Annotated in this window: 15 protein-coding genes and 1 pseudogene; 9 read left to right on the plus strand and 7 right to left on the minus strand. The window is 65.9% G+C overall.

Annotated elements, in window-relative coordinates:
* The first annotated feature begins 122 nt into the window (after positions 1–122).
* The 3 genes from M2302_RS14515 to M2302_RS14525 all read left to right on the plus strand — a co-directional run bounded on the left by M2302_RS14515 (position 123) and on the right by M2302_RS14525 (position 8,986).
* On the plus strand, positions 123–3,185 hold the full coding sequence (locus M2302_RS14515) for a DEAD/DEAH box helicase family protein (protein ID WP_280838427.1): 3,063 nt from the start codon (positions 123–125) through the stop codon (positions 3,183–3,185).
* Positions 3,175–5,889, plus strand: a complete 2,715-nt coding sequence (locus tag M2302_RS14520; RefSeq protein WP_280838428.1) for a site-specific DNA-methyltransferase — start codon at positions 3,175–3,177, stop codon at positions 5,887–5,889. The genes M2302_RS14515 and M2302_RS14520 overlap by 11 nt, the downstream gene beginning before the upstream one ends.
* Before the next feature lie 289 nt (positions 5,890–6,178).
* Positions 6,179–8,986 (plus strand): ATP-dependent DNA helicase, encoded by a 2,808-nt coding sequence (locus M2302_RS14525; protein WP_280838429.1) that lies wholly within the window; start codon positions 6,179–6,181, stop codon positions 8,984–8,986.
* A gap of 442 nt (positions 8,987–9,428) precedes the next feature.
* Here M2302_RS14525 and M2302_RS14530 read toward each other — a convergent pair whose 3' ends face one another.
* Complete coding sequence (locus M2302_RS14530; RefSeq protein WP_280838430.1) at positions 9,429–9,923, minus strand: flavoprotein; 495 nt, start codon at positions 9,921–9,923, stop codon at positions 9,429–9,431.
* A complete protein-coding gene (locus M2302_RS14535) occupies positions 9,920–11,167 on the minus strand; it encodes a helix-turn-helix transcriptional regulator (RefSeq protein WP_280838431.1) in 1,248 nt (415 codons plus the stop codon). Before M2302_RS14535 ends, M2302_RS14530 begins: the two co-directional genes overlap by 4 nt.
* A gap of 240 nt (positions 11,168–11,407) precedes the next feature.
* On the opposite strand from M2302_RS14535, the gene M2302_RS14540 reads away from it, so the two are divergent.
* The 4 genes and pseudogenes from M2302_RS14540 to M2302_RS14555 form a co-directional block, all read left to right on the plus strand.
* Positions 11,408–11,662 (plus strand): hypothetical protein, encoded by a 255-nt coding sequence (locus tag M2302_RS14540; RefSeq protein ID WP_280838432.1) that lies wholly within the window; start codon positions 11,408–11,410, stop codon positions 11,660–11,662.
* Positions 11,659–11,922, plus strand: coding sequence for a DivIVA domain-containing protein (locus tag M2302_RS14545; protein ID WP_280838433.1), 264 nt, complete (start codon positions 11,659–11,661; stop codon positions 11,920–11,922). The genes M2302_RS14540 and M2302_RS14545 overlap by 4 nt, the downstream gene beginning before the upstream one ends.
* A complete protein-coding gene (locus M2302_RS14550; RefSeq protein ID WP_280838434.1) occupies positions 11,919–12,182 on the plus strand; it encodes a hypothetical protein in 264 nt (87 codons plus the stop codon). Before M2302_RS14545 ends, M2302_RS14550 begins: the two co-directional genes overlap by 4 nt.
* 890 nt (positions 12,183–13,072) lie before the next feature.
* A pseudogene (locus tag M2302_RS14555) lies at positions 13,073–13,564 on the plus strand (transposase); the annotation flags it as partial.
* Positions 13,565–13,677: 113 nt separating this feature from the next.
* On the opposite strand, the gene M2302_RS14560 reads toward M2302_RS14555, so the two are convergent.
* The 3 genes from M2302_RS14560 to M2302_RS14570 all read right to left on the minus strand — a co-directional run bounded on the left by M2302_RS14560 (position 13,678) and on the right by M2302_RS14570 (position 17,228).
* Positions 13,678–13,857 carry a hypothetical protein gene (locus M2302_RS14560; RefSeq protein WP_280838435.1) on the minus strand — a complete coding sequence of 60 codons (180 nt, stop codon included), beginning with the start codon at positions 13,855–13,857 and terminating at the stop codon, positions 13,678–13,680.
* A 1,328-nt stretch (positions 13,858–15,185) separates the two neighbouring features.
* Complete coding sequence (locus M2302_RS14565; protein WP_280838436.1) at positions 15,186–16,241, minus strand: hypothetical protein; 1,056 nt, start codon at positions 16,239–16,241, stop codon at positions 15,186–15,188.
* A gap of 18 nt (positions 16,242–16,259) precedes the next feature.
* Entirely contained in the window at positions 16,260–17,228 is a 969-nt protein-coding gene (locus M2302_RS14570) for a DUF4268 domain-containing protein (protein ID WP_280838437.1), read from the minus strand.
* Between the two features lie 238 nt (positions 17,229–17,466).
* Between M2302_RS14570 and M2302_RS14575 the strand changes: the two genes are divergently transcribed.
* Positions 17,467–18,177: a hypothetical protein gene (locus M2302_RS14575; RefSeq protein WP_280838438.1), complete on the plus strand. Its 711-nt coding sequence runs from the start codon at positions 17,467–17,469 to the stop codon at positions 18,175–18,177.
* A 91-nt stretch (positions 18,178–18,268) separates the two neighbouring features.
* Positions 18,269–18,832 carry an HNH endonuclease gene (locus M2302_RS14580; RefSeq protein WP_280838439.1) on the plus strand — a complete coding sequence of 188 codons (564 nt, stop codon included), beginning with the start codon at positions 18,269–18,271 and terminating at the stop codon, positions 18,830–18,832.
* 83 nt (positions 18,833–18,915) lie between these two features.
* Here M2302_RS14580 and M2302_RS14585 read toward each other — a convergent pair whose 3' ends face one another.
* The gene (locus tag M2302_RS14585) at positions 18,916–21,207 is read right to left on the minus strand and encodes an ATP-binding domain-containing protein (RefSeq protein WP_280838440.1); all 2,292 of its coding nucleotides are present in this window, start codon (positions 21,205–21,207) and stop codon (positions 18,916–18,918) included.
* Positions 21,208–21,788: 581 nt separating this feature from the next.
* On the minus strand, positions 21,789–22,475 hold the full coding sequence (locus tag M2302_RS14590) for a DUF429 domain-containing protein (protein ID WP_280838441.1): 687 nt from the start codon (positions 22,473–22,475) through the stop codon (positions 21,789–21,791).
* Positions 22,476–22,637: the final 162 nt, after the last annotated feature.

Below are 22,637 nucleotides of genomic sequence, written 5' to 3' on the forward strand. Positions count from 1 at the left end.
GTGGCGAGCCGTTGCGAAAGACCGTGGGCGGGGGGACCGCCCAATCTAGCCGTGACCGCAGCTACACGGTTGCATGCCTCACACTGCTCGTCATCTATAGGTGCACGCCGGAGGGAACGCGCATGACGGGGACGATCGAAAACCCAATCCTGAACTCCCCGTATGAGCAGCCGGACCGCTACTACGAGATTGGTCCGCAGGGCCCGACGGGGGAGATCAAGGACGGACGCCGGCCGAGCGAATCGTTCATTCCGATCGCAATCACCAGGAAGGGCAAGAAGGGGCAGGATCAGTTTCAGCAGGGCGCGTTCGACTTCGACGCCACCGGTGAGCGGCGGGAGAAGAACACTCTCATCAACGAGATCCGCCGGGATGTGGCGAAGTGGCGTCGCGGCGGCGAGTACGCGGGCGTAACTCCGATCACCCGGAAACTGCTTCAGCACTGGGCGGATCCGCAGCGGGAGAACCGCGTCATCTTCGCTCAGCGCGAGGCAGCCGAGACGGCCATCTTCCTGACGGAGGTGGCGGGTCGCACCCACGGCTATGCCGACTGGCGGCAGCGACTCGAGCCGCAGAATAAGGCGCACAATGACGGCCTTCCCAGGGCTGCCCTAAAGATGGCAACAGGCTCAGGTAAGACCGTGGTGATGGCGATGCTCATCGCTTGGCAGACCCTCAACAAGGTCCAGTCGCCGCGCGACGCGAGGTTCACCAACCGGTTCCTCATCGTCGCCCCCGGCATCACGATCCGCGACCGTCTCCGGGTCCTGCTGCCGGAGGACCCGGAGAACTACTACGACCTGCGTGACCTGATCCCGACTGACCTCAAAGGCAGCCTTGAGCACGCCCGCATCGTGATCACGAACTACCACGCCTTCCAGCTCAAGGACGCGAAGGAGATCAGGGGCGTCGCAAAGAACACCCGGCTTCTCCTCAAGGGCGACCGAAAGGAGGACGCTTTTAGGGAGACCCCGCAAGCGATGGTCAGCCGGGTGCTCCGTGACCTGGGCACCGACAAGCAGCAGATCGTCGTTTTCAACGACGAGGCGCACCACTGCTACCAGGATCGCCCGATCCCAGCCGGCGAGAAGCTCGACGCCGAGGAGAGGGAGGCCAACGAGGAGGCCCGGGTCTGGTTCAAGGGCCTGCAGGCGATAGCGAAGCACGTCGGGCTCAAGCAGGTCTTCGACCTCTCGGCGACGCCGTTTTACCTGAAGGGTTCGGGATACAACGAGGGCTACATCTTCCCGTGGACGGTCAGCGACTTCTCGCTGATGGACGCGATCGAGTCCGGCATCGTGAAGGTGCCCCGCACGCCGGTCAACGATGACGCCGATCACGAGCTGGTCACGTACCTGCGCCTTTGGGACTTCGTCGGTGACAAGCTGCCGAAGCGCGCAGCGAAGGGCAAGGTTGACGACTGGCTGCCGCCGCCGGAGCTCGAAGGTGCCTTGCGCAGCCTGCACCGTAGTTACGAGAAGGCATTCGCGCATTGGGAGTCCGAGCTCAAGCAGTACGGCGAGACGCCGCCGGTCTTCATCGTGGTTTGCCCCAACACGGTCGTCAGCAAGCTGGTCTACGACTGGATCGCGGGCGAACAGGTCGCTGAGGACGGCGAGGTCATCGCCCACAAGCCCGGCAACCTGACACTCCTCAGCAATGTCGTCGATGGCCAGCCGCTGCCGCGGCCGCGCACCATTCTCATCGACTCCGCCCAGCTCGAGTCGGGGGAGGGGATCAAGGCTGACTTCAAACAGGCCGCCGGAGCGGAAATCGCGGCGTTCAAGGCGGAGTACCGCCGCCGCAACCCGGGCGCCGACGTCGAGAAGATTACCGACGACGAGCTGCTGCGCGAAGTGATGAACACCGTCGGCAAGAAGGACAAGCTCGGCGAGCAGGTCCGCTGTGTCGTCAGCGTCTCGATGCTCACCGAGGGCTGGGACGCCAACACCGTTACCCATATCCTCGGTGTCCGTGCTTTCCGGAGCCAGCTGCTCTGTGAGCAGGTCGTCGGACGAGGCCTGCGACGGCGCTCATACGCCGTCAACGACGATGGCCACTTCGAGGCTGAGTACGCCAACGTCTACGGCATCCCCTTCCAGTTCATCTCCTCCGACAAACCGATCAAGGACCCGCTGCCGCCCAAGCCGGTTCAGCAGGTGGCAGCCCTCGAGGGCCGCGAGCACCTGCGGATCACTTTCCCCAAGTTGACCGGCTATCGGGTCGAGCTGCCAGACGAGGAGATCTGGCTCGACCTCGATGCCGCAACTGTCTTCGAGATTGGCCCGAACACGGTCCCGCGCTGGGTCGAGATGCAGGGTGTCGTTGGCTCGGGAGAGCGCGAACGTGGCGAGGACCGGGGCTACCGCCCGAAGGAGGTCGCGTTCGCGCTCGCGAAGCGCGTCCTCGACACCAACTTCAACACCGTCGACGACAAGCGGCCCTGGCTGTTCCCGCGACTCGTCGGCATGTGCAAGGACTGGATCGAGCAGCGGGTCTTCCTGGCCGACGGGTACGACCTCGGTTACCTCATGACGATCACAGAGGCCCAGGCCGAAGCAGCCGAGCGAGTCTGGGACGCCATCACCCGCCTGGCCGACCGGCGGGGCCGACTCCGACCGATGCTCAACCGCTTCGACCCGCAAGGCTCGACGGGCGACGTCGACTTTCCTACCCGCAAAGCCACCGTGCCCACGGAGAAGTCCGAGGTCTCCCACGTGACCCTCGACGGCAAGGACGGCAACACCTGGGAGCAGCTGCTAGCCGCCGAACTCGAGCTCAACCCGAACGTTGCCGCGTACGTCAAAAACGACCACCTCGGCTTTACGATCCCGTACGTCCACAAGGGCCGTACTCATTCCTACATCCCTGACTTCCTCGTCCGCCTCAAGCGCTCCGGGGATGAGGAGTTCGACCGCACCCTCATCGTGGAGGTGTCCGGTAGCCAGAAGAGCCCCGGCCCTACGCAGGCGAAAGCCACCACGGCCAGGGACTCCTGGTGTGCCTCGGTGAATAACCACGGCGGCTTCGGCCGCTGGGGCTACGTCGAGATGTCGAACCCGCTGACGTTCAAGACCCGGCTCGCCGAGTCGATCCAGCTTCTGTGCGACGACGCGCCGATCATCGGCGACCCGGACTTGCTCGATTTCCAGACTGAAAACTTGAGGAGCGCTCGTGGCGCGTAGCACGCAGCAAGGCCGGACCCCGGTCGACGCCATCAAGCACGGCGACAAGCGGACCAACATCCCCACCGCAGATGCTCATGAGTTCGTCGACCCGAGCATCGAAGAGGCTCGGAAGGTTCGCTACGCCCGCGACGAAAGCCTCGACCCCCAGCTTGTCTGGCGGGGCAAGTACCCCTCGGCCGATGAGGCCGAGTCGGTCGACAACGACCTCGTGACGGACGCACCGCCGATCTACATTCAGGAGAAGATCGACCCGCGGGTGCTGATCGAGAACCTTCGCCGCACAGCGGGGCGGCCCGAGGACGAGCCCGAACTCACCCTCTTCGACACCTTCGACGGCCTCGATGAGCTCGACCAGGTCGACTTCTACAAGCACAACGCCAATTGGTCGAACCGGATGATCCTCGGTGACTCGCTCCAGGTGATGGCCTCCCTTGCCGAGCGCGAACGGCTGCGCGGCAAGGTGCAGATGGTCTACATCGACCCGCCCTACGGCATCAAGTTCGGCTCCAACTGGCAGGTCTCAGCTCGGAACCGGACCGTGCGCGACGGCAAACTCGAGGATGCCGCACGCGAAGCCGAGCAAATCAAGGCCTTCCGTGACACCTGGGAACGCGGGATTCACTCGTACCTGTCTTACTTGCGCGACCGGTTGCTCGTAGCGCGGGAGATGCTCACCAAGTCCGGCTCCTGTTTCGTTCAGATCGGGGACGAAAACGTTCATCTCGTGCGGTCTCTGATGGACGAGGTCTTCGGGAGTGAGAACTTCGTGAGCCAAGTCAGCTTTAAGACCACCAGCGGTGCGGGATCTCCAAGTGGTGGCACCGACACGCTTGCAGGCGTAACAGATCACATTGTGTGGTTTGCCAGAGACAGAGCGAGCATCAAGTACCGGCAGCTCTATTTCGCCAAGTCCGTCGACGGAGCGGGCGGCGGCCAGTACCGATACGTCGAGCGCGAAGACGGGCGACGAGAGCCTCACAAGGGAGAGGTGGCGGGTGAGCGAGACAGGATCTTTCGTTACGACCAACTCACGTCTCAGAGTGGCGTAGACAAGACAAGATACCCAGTCACGATCGGCGGAAAAACATTCGTTCCGTCCAAGGGTGTTTGGAAGACTGGTGAATCGGGCATGCAACGCCTTCTCGCGGCCAATCGCGTTGCACCGATCGGAAATACGCTCACGTACGTGCGATATCTGGACGATTTTGCTGTCTTCCCGATCAACAACCTTTGGGACGACACCGTCACGTCCGGCTTCGCGGATCCGAAGGTGTACGTGGTGCAGACGAATGCCCGCGTTATCGAACGCTGCATGTTGATGTGCACCGATCCGGGTGATCTAGTTGTCGACCCGACCTGCGGCTCGGGGACGACGGCTTACGTGGCTGAGCTATGGGGTCGGCGGTGGATCACGATCGACACCTCGCGCGTGGCGTTGGCCCTCGCCCGCCAGCGCCTGATGGGCGCCCGCTACCCGTGGTACCTGCTTGCCGACACTCCTGAAGGTCACAGGAAGGAGCAGTCGCTGACCGCGCTCGGGCTACCGCGGCAGCAGTTCAATGGCGATATCCGACAAGGGTTCGTATATGAGCGAGTGCAGCATGTAACGCTCAAGTCCATCGCGAACAACCCCGACATCAAGGGGGGCATGTCACGACCCGAGATCGACGCCGCCATCAAGCGGCATGCCGACTTCGAGCTGCTCTACGACAAGCCGTTCGAGGACACGAAGAAGGTCCGTGTCGCCGGCCCGTTCACGGTCGAGTCCCTGAGCCCGCACCGCTCGCTCGCCTTCAGCGGCGGTCCAGACGGAGCGGCCGCCGAGTCCGGGACCGAGACCGAGGCCGCCAAGGACGCGGACGCGCCGAACTTCGAGCAGTCAATCCTGGAGAACCTGGCGAAGGCCGGCATCCAGAACGGTCGACGCAAGGAGCGGATCACCTTCGCGTCGTTCGAGACCTACGCAGGTGAGTACCTCCAGGCGATCGGCGAGCGAACGGGCGAGTCGGACGGTGACGGGCCGACGCGCGTGGCGATCGCGGTCGGACCGCAGTACGGCACGGTTAGCGCGTCGTACGTCAAGAAGGCTGCTCGCGAGGCCATCAACGCTGAGGATGTTGACCTGCTCTGCATCCTCGGCTTCGCCTTCGACGCCCAGGTCACCGGGGTGACCGAGGACGATGGCGTCACGGTCGAGGCCTCCGACGAGGGCTTCGCCAAGGTCGCCGGCGCCCGAAAGCTCGGCCGCATCCCGGTCCTCATGGTCCGGATGAACGCTGACCTTCTAATGGGGGAGGAGCTCAAGAAGACCGGAGCGGGCAACCTGTTCACGGTCTTCGGCGAGCCCGACATCGACATCGATGAGACTACCGACGGCTTGGTCGTGAACCTCAACGGTGTGGACGTCTATGACCCCACAACCGGCGAGGTCCGCAGCAACGACACCAGTCGGGTCGCACTGTGGATGATTGACACCGACTACAACGAGGAGTCGTTCTTCGTCCGCCACTGCTACTTCACAGGCGACAACGACCCGTACAAGCGACTCAAGACGGCGCTCAAGGCTGACATCGACCCCGGCGCGTGGGGCTCGCTCTACCAGACTGTGTCGCGGCCGTTCCCTAAACCGGAGACCGGCAAGATCGCGGTCAAGGTCATCAACGACTATGGCGACGAGGTCATGAAGGTCTTCGAGGTCTGACGGTTCTCGCGGTGGGAGAAGGAAGCCCGGCGCCGCCCTCCAACAGGCAGAGCTTCCCGACGTCAATCGCGCGTTCCCCAAGCTGGCCCAGAGCCCGGGAGGTTGAGGCCCCTGGGGCCATCCGCGCCAGAGAGAGCGGTGCAGTGCACAGAACTCTGTTTGCTATCGACTGACCCGAGGCAGGCATCGAGCGGGCCAAGGTGAGCAAAGGCAAGCGGGTTGCCCGAGGCGCCAGGTCGGGCACCCGGGCGGTTATCCAAGGTGGTTCCCCTAGGCTGGGAAGGCGCGCATGACGTCCTACACAGAGGCACAGAAGGAAGCAATCGTTTGCCTCGATGAGCCCCTGCAGATCATCGCTTGTGCCGGCTCGGGTAAGACGCAGGTCATCTCGCAGCGGATCGCTGCCATCCTGGCCCAACCGGGCGTGGCGCCTCGGAACCTGATCGCCTTCACGTTCACCGAAAAGGCGGCCGCTGAGCTGAAGGAACGCATCCTCTCGATCCTGAAGAAGGAGGGCCTCGACACACTCGGCCTTGCCGAGATGTACGTCGGCACGATGCACGGGTATGCGCTGGACCTTCTTCAGCGGCTGGTCCCCGAGACCTTCAAGTTCTCGGTGCTCACTGAGATCACATCTCGGATGTTCGTCGATCGCAACAGCCGCAAGTCGGGCCTGACCATCTGCCCAACGCTCAGCAGCGGCACGCCGCACCTGCGGCGGTTCCTGCACTCGCGCCTCTTCCTGCAGGCCACGAGTGTTCTGCGGGAAGACACCGTCGACTGGGACCTTGTCCCAGGCGGCGTGGTGGCATCCTTCGAGGACTACATGAAACTCCTCTACGCGCATGCCTACTTCGACTTCACCGAGATGATCCACCTGGCGGTCCAGTTCCTCGAGGGCGATGTCGACGAGGATGAGAGCGCCGGCGTGGTCCAGCAGCACATTCGGGACGACATCCGATACGTCGTGGTCGACGAGTACCAGGACGTGAACCCGCTGCAGGAACGGCTGGTCCGCGGCCTGACCCAGTTCGGCGCCAACCTTTGCGTGGTGGGTGACGACGACCAGACGATCTACCAGTGGCGGGGTAGTGAAGTCTCCAACATCGTCACCTTCAAGGACCGGTACGAAGGCGTCCGCCAGGTCACGCTGGCCGAGAACTTCCGGTCTAGCGAAGGCGTCGTGGAGGTCGGCCGGTCCGTCGCCGAGCGCATCCCCGACGCGCACCGGCTACCCAAGGCAATGGTCCGTGCCGGGCATCAACGGTGGCAGCGAGGCGACATGATCGCGCGCGAGTTCGCAGACGAGAACGACGAGGCTGCGTGGATCTGCGACCGCATCGAGGCCATGAGAGGTCTCGCTTTCCAGGACACGGCCGACGCGGAAGCACGAGGGCTCTCGTGGTCGGACTTCGCGGTCCTCTATCGGTCGGTGGCGAATGACGCTGGTCCTCTCGTGGAGGAGATGCGCCGGCGCGAGATCCCGTACGTGGTGAAGGGCCTGAACCGGCTCTTCGACAGCCCCGAGATTCAGGCAGTCGTCGGCGTGTTCCGCTACATGGCCGGGCTGATGGATGCGTCGGACCTGCGCGACCTCTGGGCGGACGCGAAGCTTCTCCCGTCAACGGGAGACTGGGATGGCGCGATGGCGGTGCTGGACGAAGGGCGCGACTTCGACCGCGGCAAGCGATGGGGCGTGTACAACATCCAGCGCCTCTACCTTGAGTTCATGGAGGCCCTCGGTCTGCGGGAGGAGACTCTTCCAGGGCAGCCGGTTCGACGTGAACTGGTCTTTTACCAGCTGGGCAAGTTCAGTCAGGCGATCTCGGATTTCGAGCAGATCTACTTCAACACCGCGCCCAAGCAGAAGTACGAGACGTTCGCCGCTTGGCTCGAGCATCAGGCGCCTGGCTACTACGCGGAGTCGGACGCAGACGTGGGCTACGCGATGCCCGACGCGGTCACACTAACCACGGTCCACCAAGCAAAAGGCATGCAGTGGCCGGCAGTCTTCCTGCCTTGTCTTCGCGCGAACCGCTTCCCGGCCAAACGACAAGGCGGACTTGGCCTGTTCCACATCATCCCCCAAACTGCGGTGGCCGACGCTGATCGCTACAGGGGAACGTTGGACGACGAAACTCGCCTGTTCTACGTCGCGGTCACCCGCGCACAGAAGTACCTGTTCGTCTCGTTTTCCCCGGGTAGGAGTCAACTCTACCGCAGGCGATCGGCCTTCTTCGATCACTGCGCAGCCCAGCAGTGGTTCTCGACGCGCGACAGCGGTGTCGCAACGGATACGGCCCGTCTCGAGCCTCGCGCCCGTCACGAAACTCCGAACGTCACGCTGTCATTCTCAGAGCTGAAGTACCTGTTCGAGTGTCCGTACCAGTTCAAGTTGCGATTCCTGTATGGCTTCAACCCGCCACTTCACGAGGCGTTGGGCTACGGCAAGGGGCTGCACGACGCACTCGCCGAGGTGCACAAGCGGGCAATTACAGGTGACCTGGTCGGGCAGGAGGCTGCTGGAGATCTCGTCACCCGTCACTTGCACACCCCCTACGCTTACCCAGAGTTGAAGGCGACGCTTCATCGGGCGGCTGTGAAGGCGGTCGAGCGCTACCTCAAGGATCACGAGTCTGATCTCGAGCGGACGGTCCACAGTGAGAAGCAGATCCAAGTCCACGTTGCCCCCGGGATCACCGTCGACGGGCGCATCGACCTTGTTCGACGGCTTGACACGGACGAGCTAGCGATCGTCGACTTCAAGTCGACTGCGCGAGCCCAAGACGAAGATGTCACGCGTGATCAGCTGCATGTGTACGCAGTGGGATACGAGGAACTAACCGGAAACCGGGCTGATCTCATCGAGGTCCTAAACCTCGACGAGGAAGGAAAGACGATCCGAGAGGAGGTGGAGGACCCGCTCCTGGTGCGTGTGCGAGCCAGAATCAAGGAGGCCGGAGACTCGCTGCGAGACAACCATCTGCCTCGGTTGCCGGTGTGGAGCGAACATTGCGGGAAATGTGACCTGGCTGAGCTTTGCCGCGATGTTCCAGTACATGCCAAGAGAGACCGTCGGGCTGCAACTGGTCGTTGACAGGCGTTGCCTCCGTCGGGGCGTCGCTGTCTCCCAGCATGCTCTGACCGGTGCGCCGATTACGGCGGACTGCATCGCTATCAGAGCGGTTCACCGCGACCAGGTTGCGGCCACCCACGTGCAGCGCGCCCGGTGCGGGCATTACGGCCGGTACCGGAATTGCCTTCAGGGGCGGGATTGCGACGTGACGATCGTGCTGCATCCGTTGTCGTGGAGGCTGCAGCCCGCCCCATCATCCGAAACGGTCCCGCTGGTGAGTGGCAATGGTGGTTCAGCGCTTTAATCGGCAGCACGAAGGTGGCTGTCCGCGTGAAGCAAATGCACAACTTCACCCGCAAGGTCAGGACGCCTCGGCGAGGATCGAGCGGTTCAGCCCGAGCTCTTGGGGCAAGCGGGTCCGGACGTCGCCGTTGGCAGGAGGCCGCGGACATGTCGGCAGGGGCTACACGGGCACTTGGAGTTGGTCCGCGACCATCCGCCAGTCCAGCTCGGCGGGCAGTGGCGACACGATGACATTCGCCCCCTGAAGTAACCGCAGGTGCCGGTCGTAGCTCGGGTGGGCGGCAAGCTGTGCCTTGACGTTCGGGAACGCGTACACCGGGATGTCAGCACCGAGCGCCTCGTTGAGGATGCCGAGCGCGAGGGTGTCGTTGATTCCCTGGGCCCACTTGTTGATGACGTTGAACGTGGCCGGTACGACGGCAACGGCGGTCGCCGGAGGGTGGGGTTCCGGGTCACCGGGCATCCGCCACTCGACCCGGACCGGATACCTGGTCTGCCGCGCGAGTGCTTTCCTGTCGATCCAGGCGGCAGCGGTCGGCGTAGCGGTGAGGCAGACAGTCCAGCCGTCATTCTGTAGCAACTCGATCAGCTCGGCGATGCGCAGCGCGGGTGGAGCGGCGCAGGCGACCAGAGACAGCACGCCCCGCTGTTTCATGCGAGCAGTCCGGCCCGTTCAGCCAGCGGCCGCAGCCCCGGTGTCGCCGCTCGTCGCTCCTTCGCCAGCAGGTCGAGCAGGAGGGTGCGGGCCTGGACGTTGGCGTGGACCACCTCTGCGGCTATCCGCTCGGCCTCGAGCAGGTGCAGCACCGAGGCAGACCTATCGCCGGACGACATCATCGCCGCTGCGGCCAGGTCGACGTGCACCTGTGCCCTTCGCCCAACCAGCACCGACGGCAGACGCGAGGTGTCGAGCCGCGCTCCGATTTCCAGCGCCCGGTCCGCGTTGCCGGCCCGAACCGCGGCGGAGACTTCATGGATGACGACGTTTGTCGGGCCGAAACCAGTCCACAACCGGTTGCGGTCAGAGCCCAGCGTCGTTGCCAGTCTTCCGGCCTGTGCCAGGAGCTGACCGGCTTCCTTTGAGTTGCCCTGCCCGGCAGTCATCACGGCAGCCAGTAGCAGCAATGCCCCCTGAGCGGAAAGCAGGCCGGGATCCCTCGCTGAGGCAGCGGAGGTCAATCGTTCGATGCTGGTCCGCACGACCTGCTCGCCTTCGGTCGCCCTCCCAGGCAGCCGCATGAGACCGCATGCAGCCTGGTACGCCGCAACGGCCGCCACCGCCTGGTCGTCGGCGAGTCGCGCGGCGGTGGAAGCCCGGTCGGCGGTCAGTAGGGCGGTGCCGCCGTCACCCACCTTGGCCGCCAGCTTTGACGCCGCGATGTAGGCGGCGGCGAGTAGCCGGAAGGCCCTGCTGCGAAGTATCCCGGTGGACCTGCTGGATACATCCGTCGCCTGGCCGAGCACGTCCGGCAGCAAGCGGGCGACGGATGTGTAGCTCGCCCGTTGGTAGAGGTTGTGCATTCGGCCTACGCTCCGCCGCACCTCGACGAGCGACTGAGCTGGCGCGGCGGGCGGCGTCAGGTAGCCGGTGAGGAACGCCCGAAGGTCGTTCAGCAGCTCCGGCCGGGCGGCGCCGGAAACGGGATTACGAGTCTCATCTCCCATGGCCTGCCCTCGATGCGCTGCCACCGACACGTCGACGAGCATGTCGTCGAGATGTTCGAGCGTAACTCCTAACGCGGAGGCGATCCGGGTTCGATGCCAGGGCTGAGGATCCGTCTCGGCGTTCTCCCAGCGCACCACGGTCGACCGCTCCACGCCCAGAATCTCGGCCAGGCGCTCCTGGCTGTACCCGAGGGCCTTGCGCCGCTGGCAGAGCAGGTGTCGCTTCAAGGCCACGACCCAATCTCCCTCCGTCTGCCGCCACTGTAGTAACAGTTCGTCGATCAGGCGGGTACGGAGACGCCTCATTTCTGCGTCACCGAGGCCCCTGAGACGCTGTAGTTCCTGGTCAGCTTCTTGCCGAAGCTTGGGGCATGGCCCGGGGCGGGTGCTGGGCTCCGGTATCCCGTCGTACCCCGAACGGCGAGCCGCCGTCCCCGCCCGCCTCGGCGCCGAACCCGACAACCAGGAAGAATCATGGATTCCATCGACGAGATCCTCGGTGAACTACCTCTACCGCCCTACGTCACCGCCGAAGACATCACCTTCGCAGTCAAGGCGATCACCGTGCACGCCTCCGAGCAGTGGCCCGGGGGCCCGCGCTGCCGCAACGACCGGGCCCCCCACCCCTGCCGGCTGCACCGCTGGGGCCGCCGGGTCCTCGACCAACGCGGCCTCACCGACCGGCAGATCCGCGCGCTGATCGCCGAGCAGAATGCGCCGCAGCCATGATCTACGTGACCGGGGACCGCCTGCACCCGCACCACGCCCGCGTCGCCTCCTTCGACACCCGCTGGCGCGGCCTGGATCCCGCTCAGGTGCACGACTACCTCAACCGGATAGCAGACGAGCTCGAACGACTGCACCGCGAGCTGACCACCGCGAACACCGAGGCCGAACGCATCCGCCAGGCGCTGCGGCAGTGGCAGTCTCGGCACACCGGCTGCCGCCACGCAGATCCAGGTTCACCGAACAGCCGGTGGCAGCGATGACCGCACCCCGCTGGATCATCCACCTTCCCACCACCTTGACCAGCCTCGACGGGGCCATCGCCCTCGCCGCAGCCCTACGCGACTCGCTCGGCCACGTCACCGCCATCGACTTCGGCGAGTCCACCCTGAGCGAGGAGGATCAGCAGTTCCTGCGTACCCGAATCTGGTGCGACGCCAAGCTCCACGGGGCCGGCCGATGCCGACGCCGCGACGACCACGACGGCTCGTGCGGGGCCAGGGATGAGGGCCCACGCCGGTAGCCTCCCGGCCATGCCAGACGCCGCGCACGACGATCTGCTGGCCGGCTTCACGGCTCCCCAGCCGTCCGTACACCATGGAGGCCGTCGCCGACGCGCCCCGCCGCCCCCGGCGTCCACGTGGTCCTCGACGGCGGTGTGGTCATCTACGTCGGTCGGACCAGGCGGGGTCTGCAGGATCGCCTCCGGCGGCACCTGACCGGCAACCGCGGCTCATCGGTGCTGCACGACCAGGTCGGACAGCTCCTCGACACCCCGGGCAACGCGGCGTCGGCCGCCGACATCGCCGACTGGCTGGGCCGGTGCGAGGGCAGCTCGGTTAGGGCCTCGGCCGCGGTGCGGCGGACTGCCGGGTCGGGATGGGCGAGCATTCGAGTAGGTGCGCAGGTGCACCAGTGCTCAGCCGGGTAGTCGTAGAACCTCAGCAGCACATCCAGGTCGTCGGTGACCTTCGCGACGGCCGCGTCGATTGTCAGCCCCTCACGACGTAGCTGTCGAGCACGTCCTAGAACCTTGGCTCGTAGCCCCCATCAACGTGGTTCACGTTCCACAATCCGGAGGTCCGGATCTTTTCACTTCTCGCCCAGTGCCCCAGCCAACCTCGTGACGGCGGGTCGGTGCCGCCAGCCCGAATAGAGAGGAGCGCAATAGCGTTCGCCTCGAGGTACCCGCGGTCGCTGCTGCCATCGGAGCGCGTCGGCACCTCCACCCAAAGCACAGGCATACCGCCTATGTGACTGCTCACCGCCCGCTCGACTTCGGCCTCGACTACGAGGCTCCCATCTGATGGCTTTGGCGCCAGCCAGGCGGCAAGGGCCTCAGGCGGATAGGACTGCGAGGCAAGCAGTGCGGCACCGACATGGAGGCGGAACACCGACCCGCGGTGGTTTCCCGGCGGCGAGGTCGCCGGCAGGTCTCCGGTCGACCGCGGCAAGCAAGGCATGAAACGCTCGTTGATGGTCGAGGCCCGGGGTATCCCGCTGGGACGCGTCCTGGCCGGCGCCAACCGCCACGATTCCCCGCTGATGGAAACCACCCTCGACCGGCTCGAAGACCTCGGTCAGCTGCCCGACGACATCACTGTGCACCTGGACGCCGGCTATGACTCCGCCGCGACCCGCGACCTACTCGCCGAACGTGGCCTGACTGGCCAGATCGCCCGCAAAGGCGTCAAGGCCCCCGTCCAGGCCACCCAGCGGTGGCACGTCGAGCGCACGAACGCCTGGCACAACGCCTTCAACCGGCTCCAACGCTGCTACGAACGCAAGGAAGACGTGATCCACGCGTACTTCGACCTCGCCGACACGATCATCACCATCCGTAGCCTCATCCGCCAGGCCTGGACCCTCTACCGCTGGGACACCCGCACCACCCGCCGACCATGAACCCGCCAAATTGCGCGACCTCTAAGCGTCGGAGGACGCTGTGAGCCTGTCAGGTCGGGTAGAGGGCCCGGAGGTATGAGGGCATACCTCGGGCCCTTGGGCCGACGCCCCGACTAATCCTCCGGGAGGCCCTCGGGGAAGTTGATCCGCTCCCACTCGGCCTCGGTCTGCACCGTGACGCCTCGGAACTCCAGCGGCTCACCAGCGGAGGCGAAAGCGTCCAGCACGGCCGGGAGAGCAACGCTGACGGCCTCGGCTACTACGGCAGTCTCGGCGTACACGGTGACCGTCACGCGGGGCCGGGTTTGGCTTGCAATCATGCCCGGAGATAGGTCGGCTTCGGCCAACCGACCCCCGGCCCCGTCACCTTTCACCAGATCAAGCGGCTTACCGCTGACCGCGTCGGCGTCGATGGCGACCCAATACCCCATGCGATCCCTTCCGTTTACACGCTCTGCCACCCCTAAGAAAGGGGGAAGGGGCCCTTGAGGGCCCCTGCTGAGCGGAATGGTAATGCCATGCCATTAGTGGAGCAAAGGGAGGGGACAACGAAGCCCTCCGGGATCAACCGGAGGGTCCGTCCAGCCATCGGGGGTCAGCGGATGACTACCCGCTTCGCGCGGTACGCCATCCAAATCCAAACCGGGGCCCACAGGCCCCCGCTGCACAGGGTCAGACTCCCGTGGAGAAGGTGACCCGAGAAGCCTAGTCCTCGGCCGACGACAGCCAGGCCGCCGGAGGCGGAGGCGACGGCGGAAGTGTTCACAACGATCTGAGGGGCCTGCTGCCCGAACGGCTGCCCATAGGGCTGCTGAGGCGCCCCGTACGGCTGATTCGGCTGCTGTCCATAGGGCTGCTGAGGCGGGTACGGGTACGACTGTCCGTAGGGCTGCTGCTGGGGCGGGTAGGGCTGCTGTCCGTAGGGCTGCTGAGGCGGGTACGGGTACGGCTGTCCGGTCACGGGCGGCTGTCCGTAGGGCTGCTGCACCGGATCGAGTTGCTGTGTCGGGTAGGGCGGTCCGGTTACGGGCTGAGTCGGGTTTTCGGGGTTGGGCTGGTTCTGTTGTGGCACAACAGGATTCGGGTCGAATCCCGAGGGCTGCGGCTGGCTCTGCTCGGTCACTTTGGTGGTCGTTCCCTTCGTGGTCCCCCCGGTTGCTACGGCGGGAGCGTAGCTAACGATCTGCATACCCGAACGGGGGAGGGCGGGTCAGAACTTTGGTGGCTAGCGCAGCCGGACCCATGCCCTTAGGCGCATTTTTGCGCCTGCAAAATCCGCCGGTTTTGTGGGAATTCCCTCTGTTCTTAGCGATTACTTCTTACTCGTATTCCGGCGGCCATCCGTTTGCCGCGGATCCTGCACGAGCGCGGGGTGTCCTGGCAGGCCACCAAGACCTGGAAGGCCAGCACGGACCCCGACTTCACGTCGAAGATGCGCCGGATCCTGGACCTCTACGACCACCCGCCCGCGGACGGCCGGGTGATCTGCGTCGGGGAGTTCGCCACCCCTGAACCTGCAACCCCGCCCCGGCCGCGCATGGCGATCCCAGGGACAGCCGGCGCGACTGAGGGCCACCTAACACCCGCGACCAGGGCGTCTGACAATATGCGATGAAGGGGGTCAGGGGATCTTCGATGATCGCTGGAAACTGACTCCGGCAGCGGGAAATGCGTCCCGCAGGGCAGAGAGGGTTGGCTCGGTGTTGCGTCCCCACATCTTGCGCACCACCCAGGTCATGCCGTCCTCGACCATCGCCTGACCGGTGAACCACCGGCTGACCTCCACCCCGGGGTACTGCTCAGCTAACGCGGCCTGGACCTCCTCGTCACTGTGATGCTCTCCCTCGAGAGGCCGGAAGCGCCCTGGAGTGAGGACCTTCCCGATGGCCGCGGCAGTCACCCCGCGATCTACCAACTTCTCGATCATCAGCCGCACCGTACGGCGCTTGTTCTCGTCCGGCAGTACCTGACCGTCGACAATGATGTGGTAGCGCGTCCAGTCCCGGCCGTCGGTGCTGCGCCGCTCCTGTTCGGTGACCTTCCGGCCCACCCGGATCTGATAATCGGCGGCCTCGGGGAGCGGGATGACCTGCTGAATGTCCAGCAGGACCCGCTCGTCGATCTCGTAGGGAATCAGCCGGACACAGCGCACGTCCATGCCCTCGAAGCGGTTCAGCCACAGCACCGCGGTAGTGAGTTCCCGGCCGAAATCCGCCGAGACGAGCAGGATCCGCACGTCGGAGGAGATGATCGGCGCGTCGTCGCTGTCGCTCAGGTCCAGCCAGCTGATGAGCTCGGTCCGCGCGTCGACATCCGCATCCGGTCGCACCTTCGACAGGTGCACCTCAAAGGCGGCGACAACCTCGTCGAAGCTCATCGCGGACACCATCGCGGCGTACCGCAGAGCTTGCAGCTCCATGTGGCCGCCGTCGTCGGTGCGCTTCAGCTCGATGACCACCAGGTGCCCGGCTTTGTCCACAGCGAGCAGGTCGATGCGACGCCGGGAGTCCTCCCAGTTCCCGAACTCCTCGGCGATGACGAGCAGATCCGGACTGAGCACAGCGATGTCGTCGCGGAGAAGTCGCTGCAGATCGTTGCGCTCGTAGATGCCGAGAGCCGCGAACCGCGCGGTGTCATGCCGGCGTAGCCGGTCCCCATGGATCTCGTACAACGGCATGCGTCCTCCTTGGTGTGGCTAGGAAATGAGGGAGGGCAGGCCGCCAGCGGCGGCGACCGCCTGGCGGAGGCGGAGCTGAGCAGCGATGAACCACTCGACGTAGTCGTCCCACTCGTCGGTGTTCCCGATGTCGCCTTCCCGGTATTCGGCGATGCGGCACCCCTTCCTGCCGGTCAGTGGTTCGAAGGACAGGGGCGCCGGGTAGGCCGGTTCGATCTTCGATTGTGCCGCCGCGAAGCGAGTGTCATTGACGGCCGGATCGGGATGCTGGAAGAAGATTTCGCTGGACAACCCGGCGCGACCGAACGTGCAGGCGTAGGACACCCCGCTCATGCCGCTCGGCAACGAGTACCAGTTCTGCGGGTACCCCTTGGTTGAGGTCGTCCACTGGAGCTGGCGCTGCTGGATAGCCGCCAGAAACATCGTCCAGAACGACTGGTAGGCCTGGTTGCGGCCGCTCGTCGCGGCGTCGTGGGTGCTCGCCCTTACCCTCTTGCCCCAGTCGTTGGGCTGCACGACCAAGCGCATGAGCGGTGCGGGAACGGACTGGCCGATCCGTACGGCGCTGATCTCGATGCCAAAAAAGCGGGTGTTCTCGTCGGTCCTGGTGTTCAACCAGTCCAGGGCCGCGCGATGCTCCTCCCGGAAGCTGGTCGCGATCCACACCACGTTCACCGGGTCGGTCCCGCCCGCGTAGGTGAGCAGTTGGCCCAGGTGGCTGTGGTCCGTTCTCTCCAGCTGGTTCTCGATAATCACCGTCTCGTTGGTCGCCTCGTCGATGCCGATGAGGTCCAGCGAAAAGCCGCCCACCGGGTGCTCGGCGGCCGAGAGCGCCAGCTCCATTCCCAGTACATCACCGAGAACCTCGGCGTTGGCGAGCAGCCACGGCGTGAAGGTGTGCGCCTCGTGCTTCCAGACGTCGCGGACATCGACGTTGTCGAGCTTGCCCAGCATCGGTAGACCTTTTGCCCCGTCGACTGTCGTCATGTCGCAGACCGTATCGGGCTCCAGCGGGCGGGCGCTGCCCCCAGCCGGGGCTGCTGCCGGGCCGGCCGGTCGATCACACTGCCTACCCCGGCCGACGCTGGTCAGACGATTGGACCGATCCTCACGAGCCGGAGCCGGCGGGGCGGTGCCGGGCCCGAAGATTCACTAACATCACGCTTCCTCGGCCACGCGCAAATTGCGAGCCATGCAGCCCTGGGTCGGATGAGGAGCCGGTGAGATGCCTGACGAGCACGGTGGCAAGGGCCAGTTCGAACGGTTGATGGCCGGCCCGTACTACTCCGCGGTGGTGGCTGCGAACCGGGCTTACCTCAAGGTGGCCGTTCCCGACGCGTCCGCCACGGAACGGGAGTACTGGACGCTCTCCTGCTTGCCGAACACGACAACGAACCCGCGTCGCCTCTCGGCGGTCTCCATGAAGAGGATGGAGACCTTCGTCCTGCACGAGCCCACCGGGCCGGCGGAAGACGGGATGGCCGAGGGATTCGTGATCGTCCGGCAGTCGGTCTTGAATCGGTACTGGCCCAAGCGTCGGGCCTTCGAAAAAGCGTTCCCTGGGCTGACCCTCGAGGATTGCGACTACGAGGATCCGGGACCGGACCAGGTTCGGGTCAACGGCCGGCACGACGAGCTGATCGCCGCCCTCGCGGACGAGCGCTTCGCCGCTGCGGTGCGTGACCTTGTTGCGCCACTGCTCACCGTGCGGACGATGCATGGTGCCGGCCACAGTTATTCGTTGGTCGACCACGTGCTGAGCCGGGCCTCTCACCCCGCCGAATGGATCTACCCGGCCAACGAGCGGAGTGCGGCATGGGGGGATGATCCGGGAGTCCTAGAGACCTTCCGTGGCATCCGCGAGGGCGACGTCGCCGAGTGGCAGCTGTCCTCCTGTTTCCACCAGATCAAAGCTGGCGACCGGATATGGGTCTAACGCCACGGCACCCCACCAGCGTCTCGTCGCCGCCGGTGTCGCCTGGTCGAACCCGTGCCAACGTGTCGACGGCGGCAGCGTCTACTGGGCGTTGGAGATCCGGTGGGATCTTCCACTGACCCGCTCTTTGCTGTCGACCGTCGTCTCCGCGTCCGACGTGCTGCAGGTGGGGGTACAGCGGGTGCGGGCAATGCAGCCGGGGGAGTCCGACAACCTGGCGAAGATCCTGACCGGCCGCCGAGCCCCCGAGCCGGAGGGGCTGCCCGAGGGTCGGCGGCGCCGACTTGCAGAGGTCACCGCCCGGCAGGGCCAGGCCGACTTCCGCCGGCGGCTCCTCACGGCGTACGACGGGCGGTGCGCCATCACCGGCTGCGACGTGGAGGCCGTGCTCCAGGCGGCTCACATCTCCCCGTACGACGGACCCGCCACCAACCGAGTCACGAACGGTCTACTGCTCCGCGCCGACCTGCACAATCTCTTTGACCGGGGCTATCTCTGGATCGACGGGTCCTACCGGGTGCGGGTGGCGACCGGGCTCGACCACTACGCCAAGCTGGACGGCCAGCGGCTTTCGCTTCCGCTCACCGACGACCGACCGGACAAGGAAGCGTTGGCTCGCCACCGGAGCGAAGCAATAAGGCGGGTATCCCCGTGAGAGCCAGCGGATCAACAGCGCCTCCGCGCATGGCAGGACGACCAGGCGGGAGCATGGAGCCGGGATCCGGCCCGTCGTCACCGCTACTCCTGATCGAGCAGCTCGCCGGCCCGGCTGAGCACCGCGTGCCATAGGCTCGGTGCGACCGTCTCCCTGAGCAGCGCCACGACCTCCTCCGCCCCGAGGTCGACGAAGCGCCGGGAGGCCGGACGCGGTGACGGCTGTGGGTCGCTGGCCATGTTGTGCCCGCTAAGGGTGGTGACCGACTGGTCCGGAAGTTGTCGGCCCTGAGGCTCGTCGACAGTGACGGGCACGTCTGCGGACGTGCGGCCTTCCGCTGGAGCCTCGCCCGAGCCGGGATTCCCTGAGATGTCGTCGGAACCGTCGCTCAGTTCCGCCGGCAGACGGACGCAGACGATGTCGAGGTACCTCGTGGTGCGGGTGAGAGCGACATAGAGAAGTCGGTGGCCGCGATCGTCCTCGGCGATGATGTCGTCCGGCTCCACGACCACGATCGCGTCGAACTCGAGCCCCTTGGACTCCTGCGGGCTGACGACGTTCACGCCCGGACCCAGGTCGCCAGCGGAGGCCGCCCGCCAAACGACGTCCCTGACGGTGAGCTGCCGCTCGATGTCCGCCCGGCCGGACTCGGGGCAGATGATGGCCACGGACCGACCATGCGAGGCGTGGTCCATGGCCACCCTGACCGCCGTCGAGGCCCGCTCATCCTCGTCCTCCACCCGGTGGATGGCGGGATCCGCCGGCCCGTCCCGCACGACCTGGGGTGCTTCGACGTCGGGCGCGGCGATCGGCAGGAGCCTGGCCGCGAGGTCGAAGACCTGCCGGGGGACCCGGTAGCCGTAGTGCAGCTTTTCCATCACGTGTGGGAGATCGGCCGGCAGGTGATCCAGCAGGTCATCCCAGTCGTCGCGCGCCCAATGCCCGGTCGACTGCGCGATGTCCCCGACCACCGTCATCGAGCCGTTGCGGGACCGGCGCGCGATCGCGCGGAGTTGCATGGGGGAGAGGTCCTGTGCCTCGTCCACCACGACGTGCAGGTAACCCGCCTCCACGCCGTTGATCAGGTGGTCGAGTTCGTCGAGCACGGCGAGGTCGGAGTCGCTCCACGTTTCGTCTGAAAGCCGTTCGGCGGGGCGCCGGTTCAGCACGGACACTTCTCGTGCCGTGAACTCGTCCCCGGCCGCCGTGATCAGCCGATCCCGGGAGCCGTAGAGCTCCCGGAGGAATGATGCCGGAGTGTAGGACGGCCAGAGCCGGTCCATCACCGGATCGAGAGCCAGGCGCAGACGGCTGCGGTCCATGCGTACCCGGGAACCGACGAGCTGGGTCAACAGATCCCGGAAGAGCAACCGTCGTTCGGAGTAGGTTCCGGCGCTCGCGCGAGCGCGGCCGACGATCCGCTTCACCTCCTCGGCGGCAAGGCTCAACGTGCGATTCCCGATCTGCACCTCGACCCACTGCTGGCCCTCCGCGGGGCCCACCCGGCCATACAGGGCTCGCCGCACCAGCCCGGCCATCCGGCCGTCCCCCTTGAGCTTGACGACTGCGGGATCGTCCTGCCGGCCCCGCTTCACCGGCGGGTGCAACTGGTGCACGTCGATCTGGGTGACGCTGGTGTCGCCGAGGCTGGGCAACACCAGCCGGGTGTAGCGGGTGAAGGTCGGGCTCGGTCCCACCACGAGGATGTCGTCGGCGGTCAGGGTTCCGAGGCTGTTGAACAGCAACCAGGAGACCCGGTGCAGGGCGATGGCCGTCTTGCCGGTTCCGGGGCCACCCTGGATGACCGTCAGCTGATCGGCGTCGGCGCGGATGAGATCGAACTGCGACGCTTGGATCGTCCGCACGATGTCCCGCATCGTGCCGGTGCGGTTGCTCTCCAGGTCGCTGAGCAGCGAGTCGCTGATCTCCTCGTACGCCTCCAGCTCCTCGACCGCCTCGGCGAGCTGGGCGAAGACCGTGTCGCTGAACGCGACGATCCGGTTCATCGAGCAGTCGTAGGTGCGCTTGAGGCGCAGGCTCCGGGGGTCGGCGTGACTGGCCTCGTAGTAGCGGGCCGCCGCCGGTGCCTGCCAGTTCATGACGAGGACCTCGGAGTCGTCGTCAAAGATCGCATGGTGGCCGATGTAGAAGCGCTCGCCGCTCTCGTCATCCATCCGGCCGAACGCGACGGGCTCGTCCGACCCGCCGATGCGATCGAGCCGAGCCTGAGTGTCCTGCTTAATACGAGCAGCGGCACCACTGTTGGCCGCGGCTCCGGCGGCGAGGCCCAGGTTGGTACGCATCCGCTCCCGGTGATCCCACGCCGCGTCGAAGTACTTCTGCTCGCGACGGAGCTCCTCCGAGAGCACGTCCATGTCGATCTCCCCGTTGCCGTTCTTCTGACGCTGCCTGCCAGCGTCGGTACGGCTGGCCGCCGACGCCGATCCGGCTGTCTACTGCAAGGTGTCCTGACGATATGAGGCGTTACGGCCGGTGTCGCTCGGCCAATCGCTTGCCTGGATTGAACCTTCGGACTACCAGTCGCGCGAGCCCGTACTCGGAACGGGTGCTGCTACGGGGCGTGGTGCAGCGTTCGCGGAACGACGAATCGGTGAGCCGCATCGGTATCCCGTCCTCGGCAATGACGCCCGCCCTTACTGGCCGTCCAGGGCGGTCACTGAGCCATCTCCCGACGACGATTGGCTCAGGTGCTGGTCACCCGTCCCCAATGCAGCGCGAGTGGTGGGTAGCTCGAACGGCATCCCCTGAACTGATGATCGTCGACGATCCGCACTCGTGGGCGTCCGGACGACGGGGCTGCTCGCCTGCCTTCACGTTCGACTGGCGCGGCCCGGCCGGGTATGCAGCGTGGTGCTCCGCTGGTTGCGCCTCGTCGCGGCGGACGCCGAGCTGGCGCCGTACCTCATCGGGCTCAGCGCTGGCTGGCCCGCAATCATCAGCACCAGATGGCCATGATGCCCCCGGCTGCGCACTCCTCCGGCGGGTTCGGGTAGGTGGTGGCTCGGTCCGTCGCGATGCGGTGGGCGGTCCAGCCGGCGGCAGCGGCGTCGAGCACATCGTCCGAACCGGCTCGTCCCGCCTCGCCAAGCTCGGTCGGCACCCCGATGCCGACCTCTTGAAGCAGGTCGCGTCGCTGCATCTGGCCCCGCCAGGTCTTCTTGGACGACAACACGGTCCGTCCCTGTGCCATCGCGCGGAACGACACTTCCGGGTGGACCTCGTGCAGTCGGTGTCGCCCGTGTTCCCGGTATGCGTTGGCCTCCAGCAACTTGTTGCGCAACCCCCACGCCTGTCGGCTGAAGCCCTGGCCGGTGAGCTCCCGGCAGCGCACCACCGCCGACTCGTGATCTTCCTCGTGCCAGACCGATTGTGGCGGTATGCGGAACACCGTGCTGCGTGCGGAGCCGAGAGCACCGGCCGCTGCGATGTCGGCCTGCCGCCATCCGGTCTCGGCCAGGCCCAGTGGCATGTCGAGACCCACCACATCGATGTCCGAGCGCTCGGCGAGCAGCGCCGGCAGGCTGGCCGCGATGTGCGCTGCCGAGAAGGCGCCGTCATGCAGCTCGATGGCCACCCAGCCGTCCTTGCACGCGTCCACCCCGAGCACACGTAGCTTCGTCATGCCGACCGACCGTAGGCCGTCCAGGTCGCCGACGCTACGTCCGAAAGGCCGGCGCGATACCCGAGGTCTTCACGCACCCTGGTGCGAACCCGCCTTGAGGATCGGCGGGATGCCGGTGAGCGCCATCTTGGTCCTTCCGTGACTCCCGGCTGAGCTCGCCGT

It is taken from the genome of Micromonospora sp. A200 (genome assembly GCF_029893845.1).
Lineage (GTDB): Bacteria > Actinomycetota > Actinomycetes > Mycobacteriales > Micromonosporaceae > Micromonospora > Micromonospora purpureochromogenes.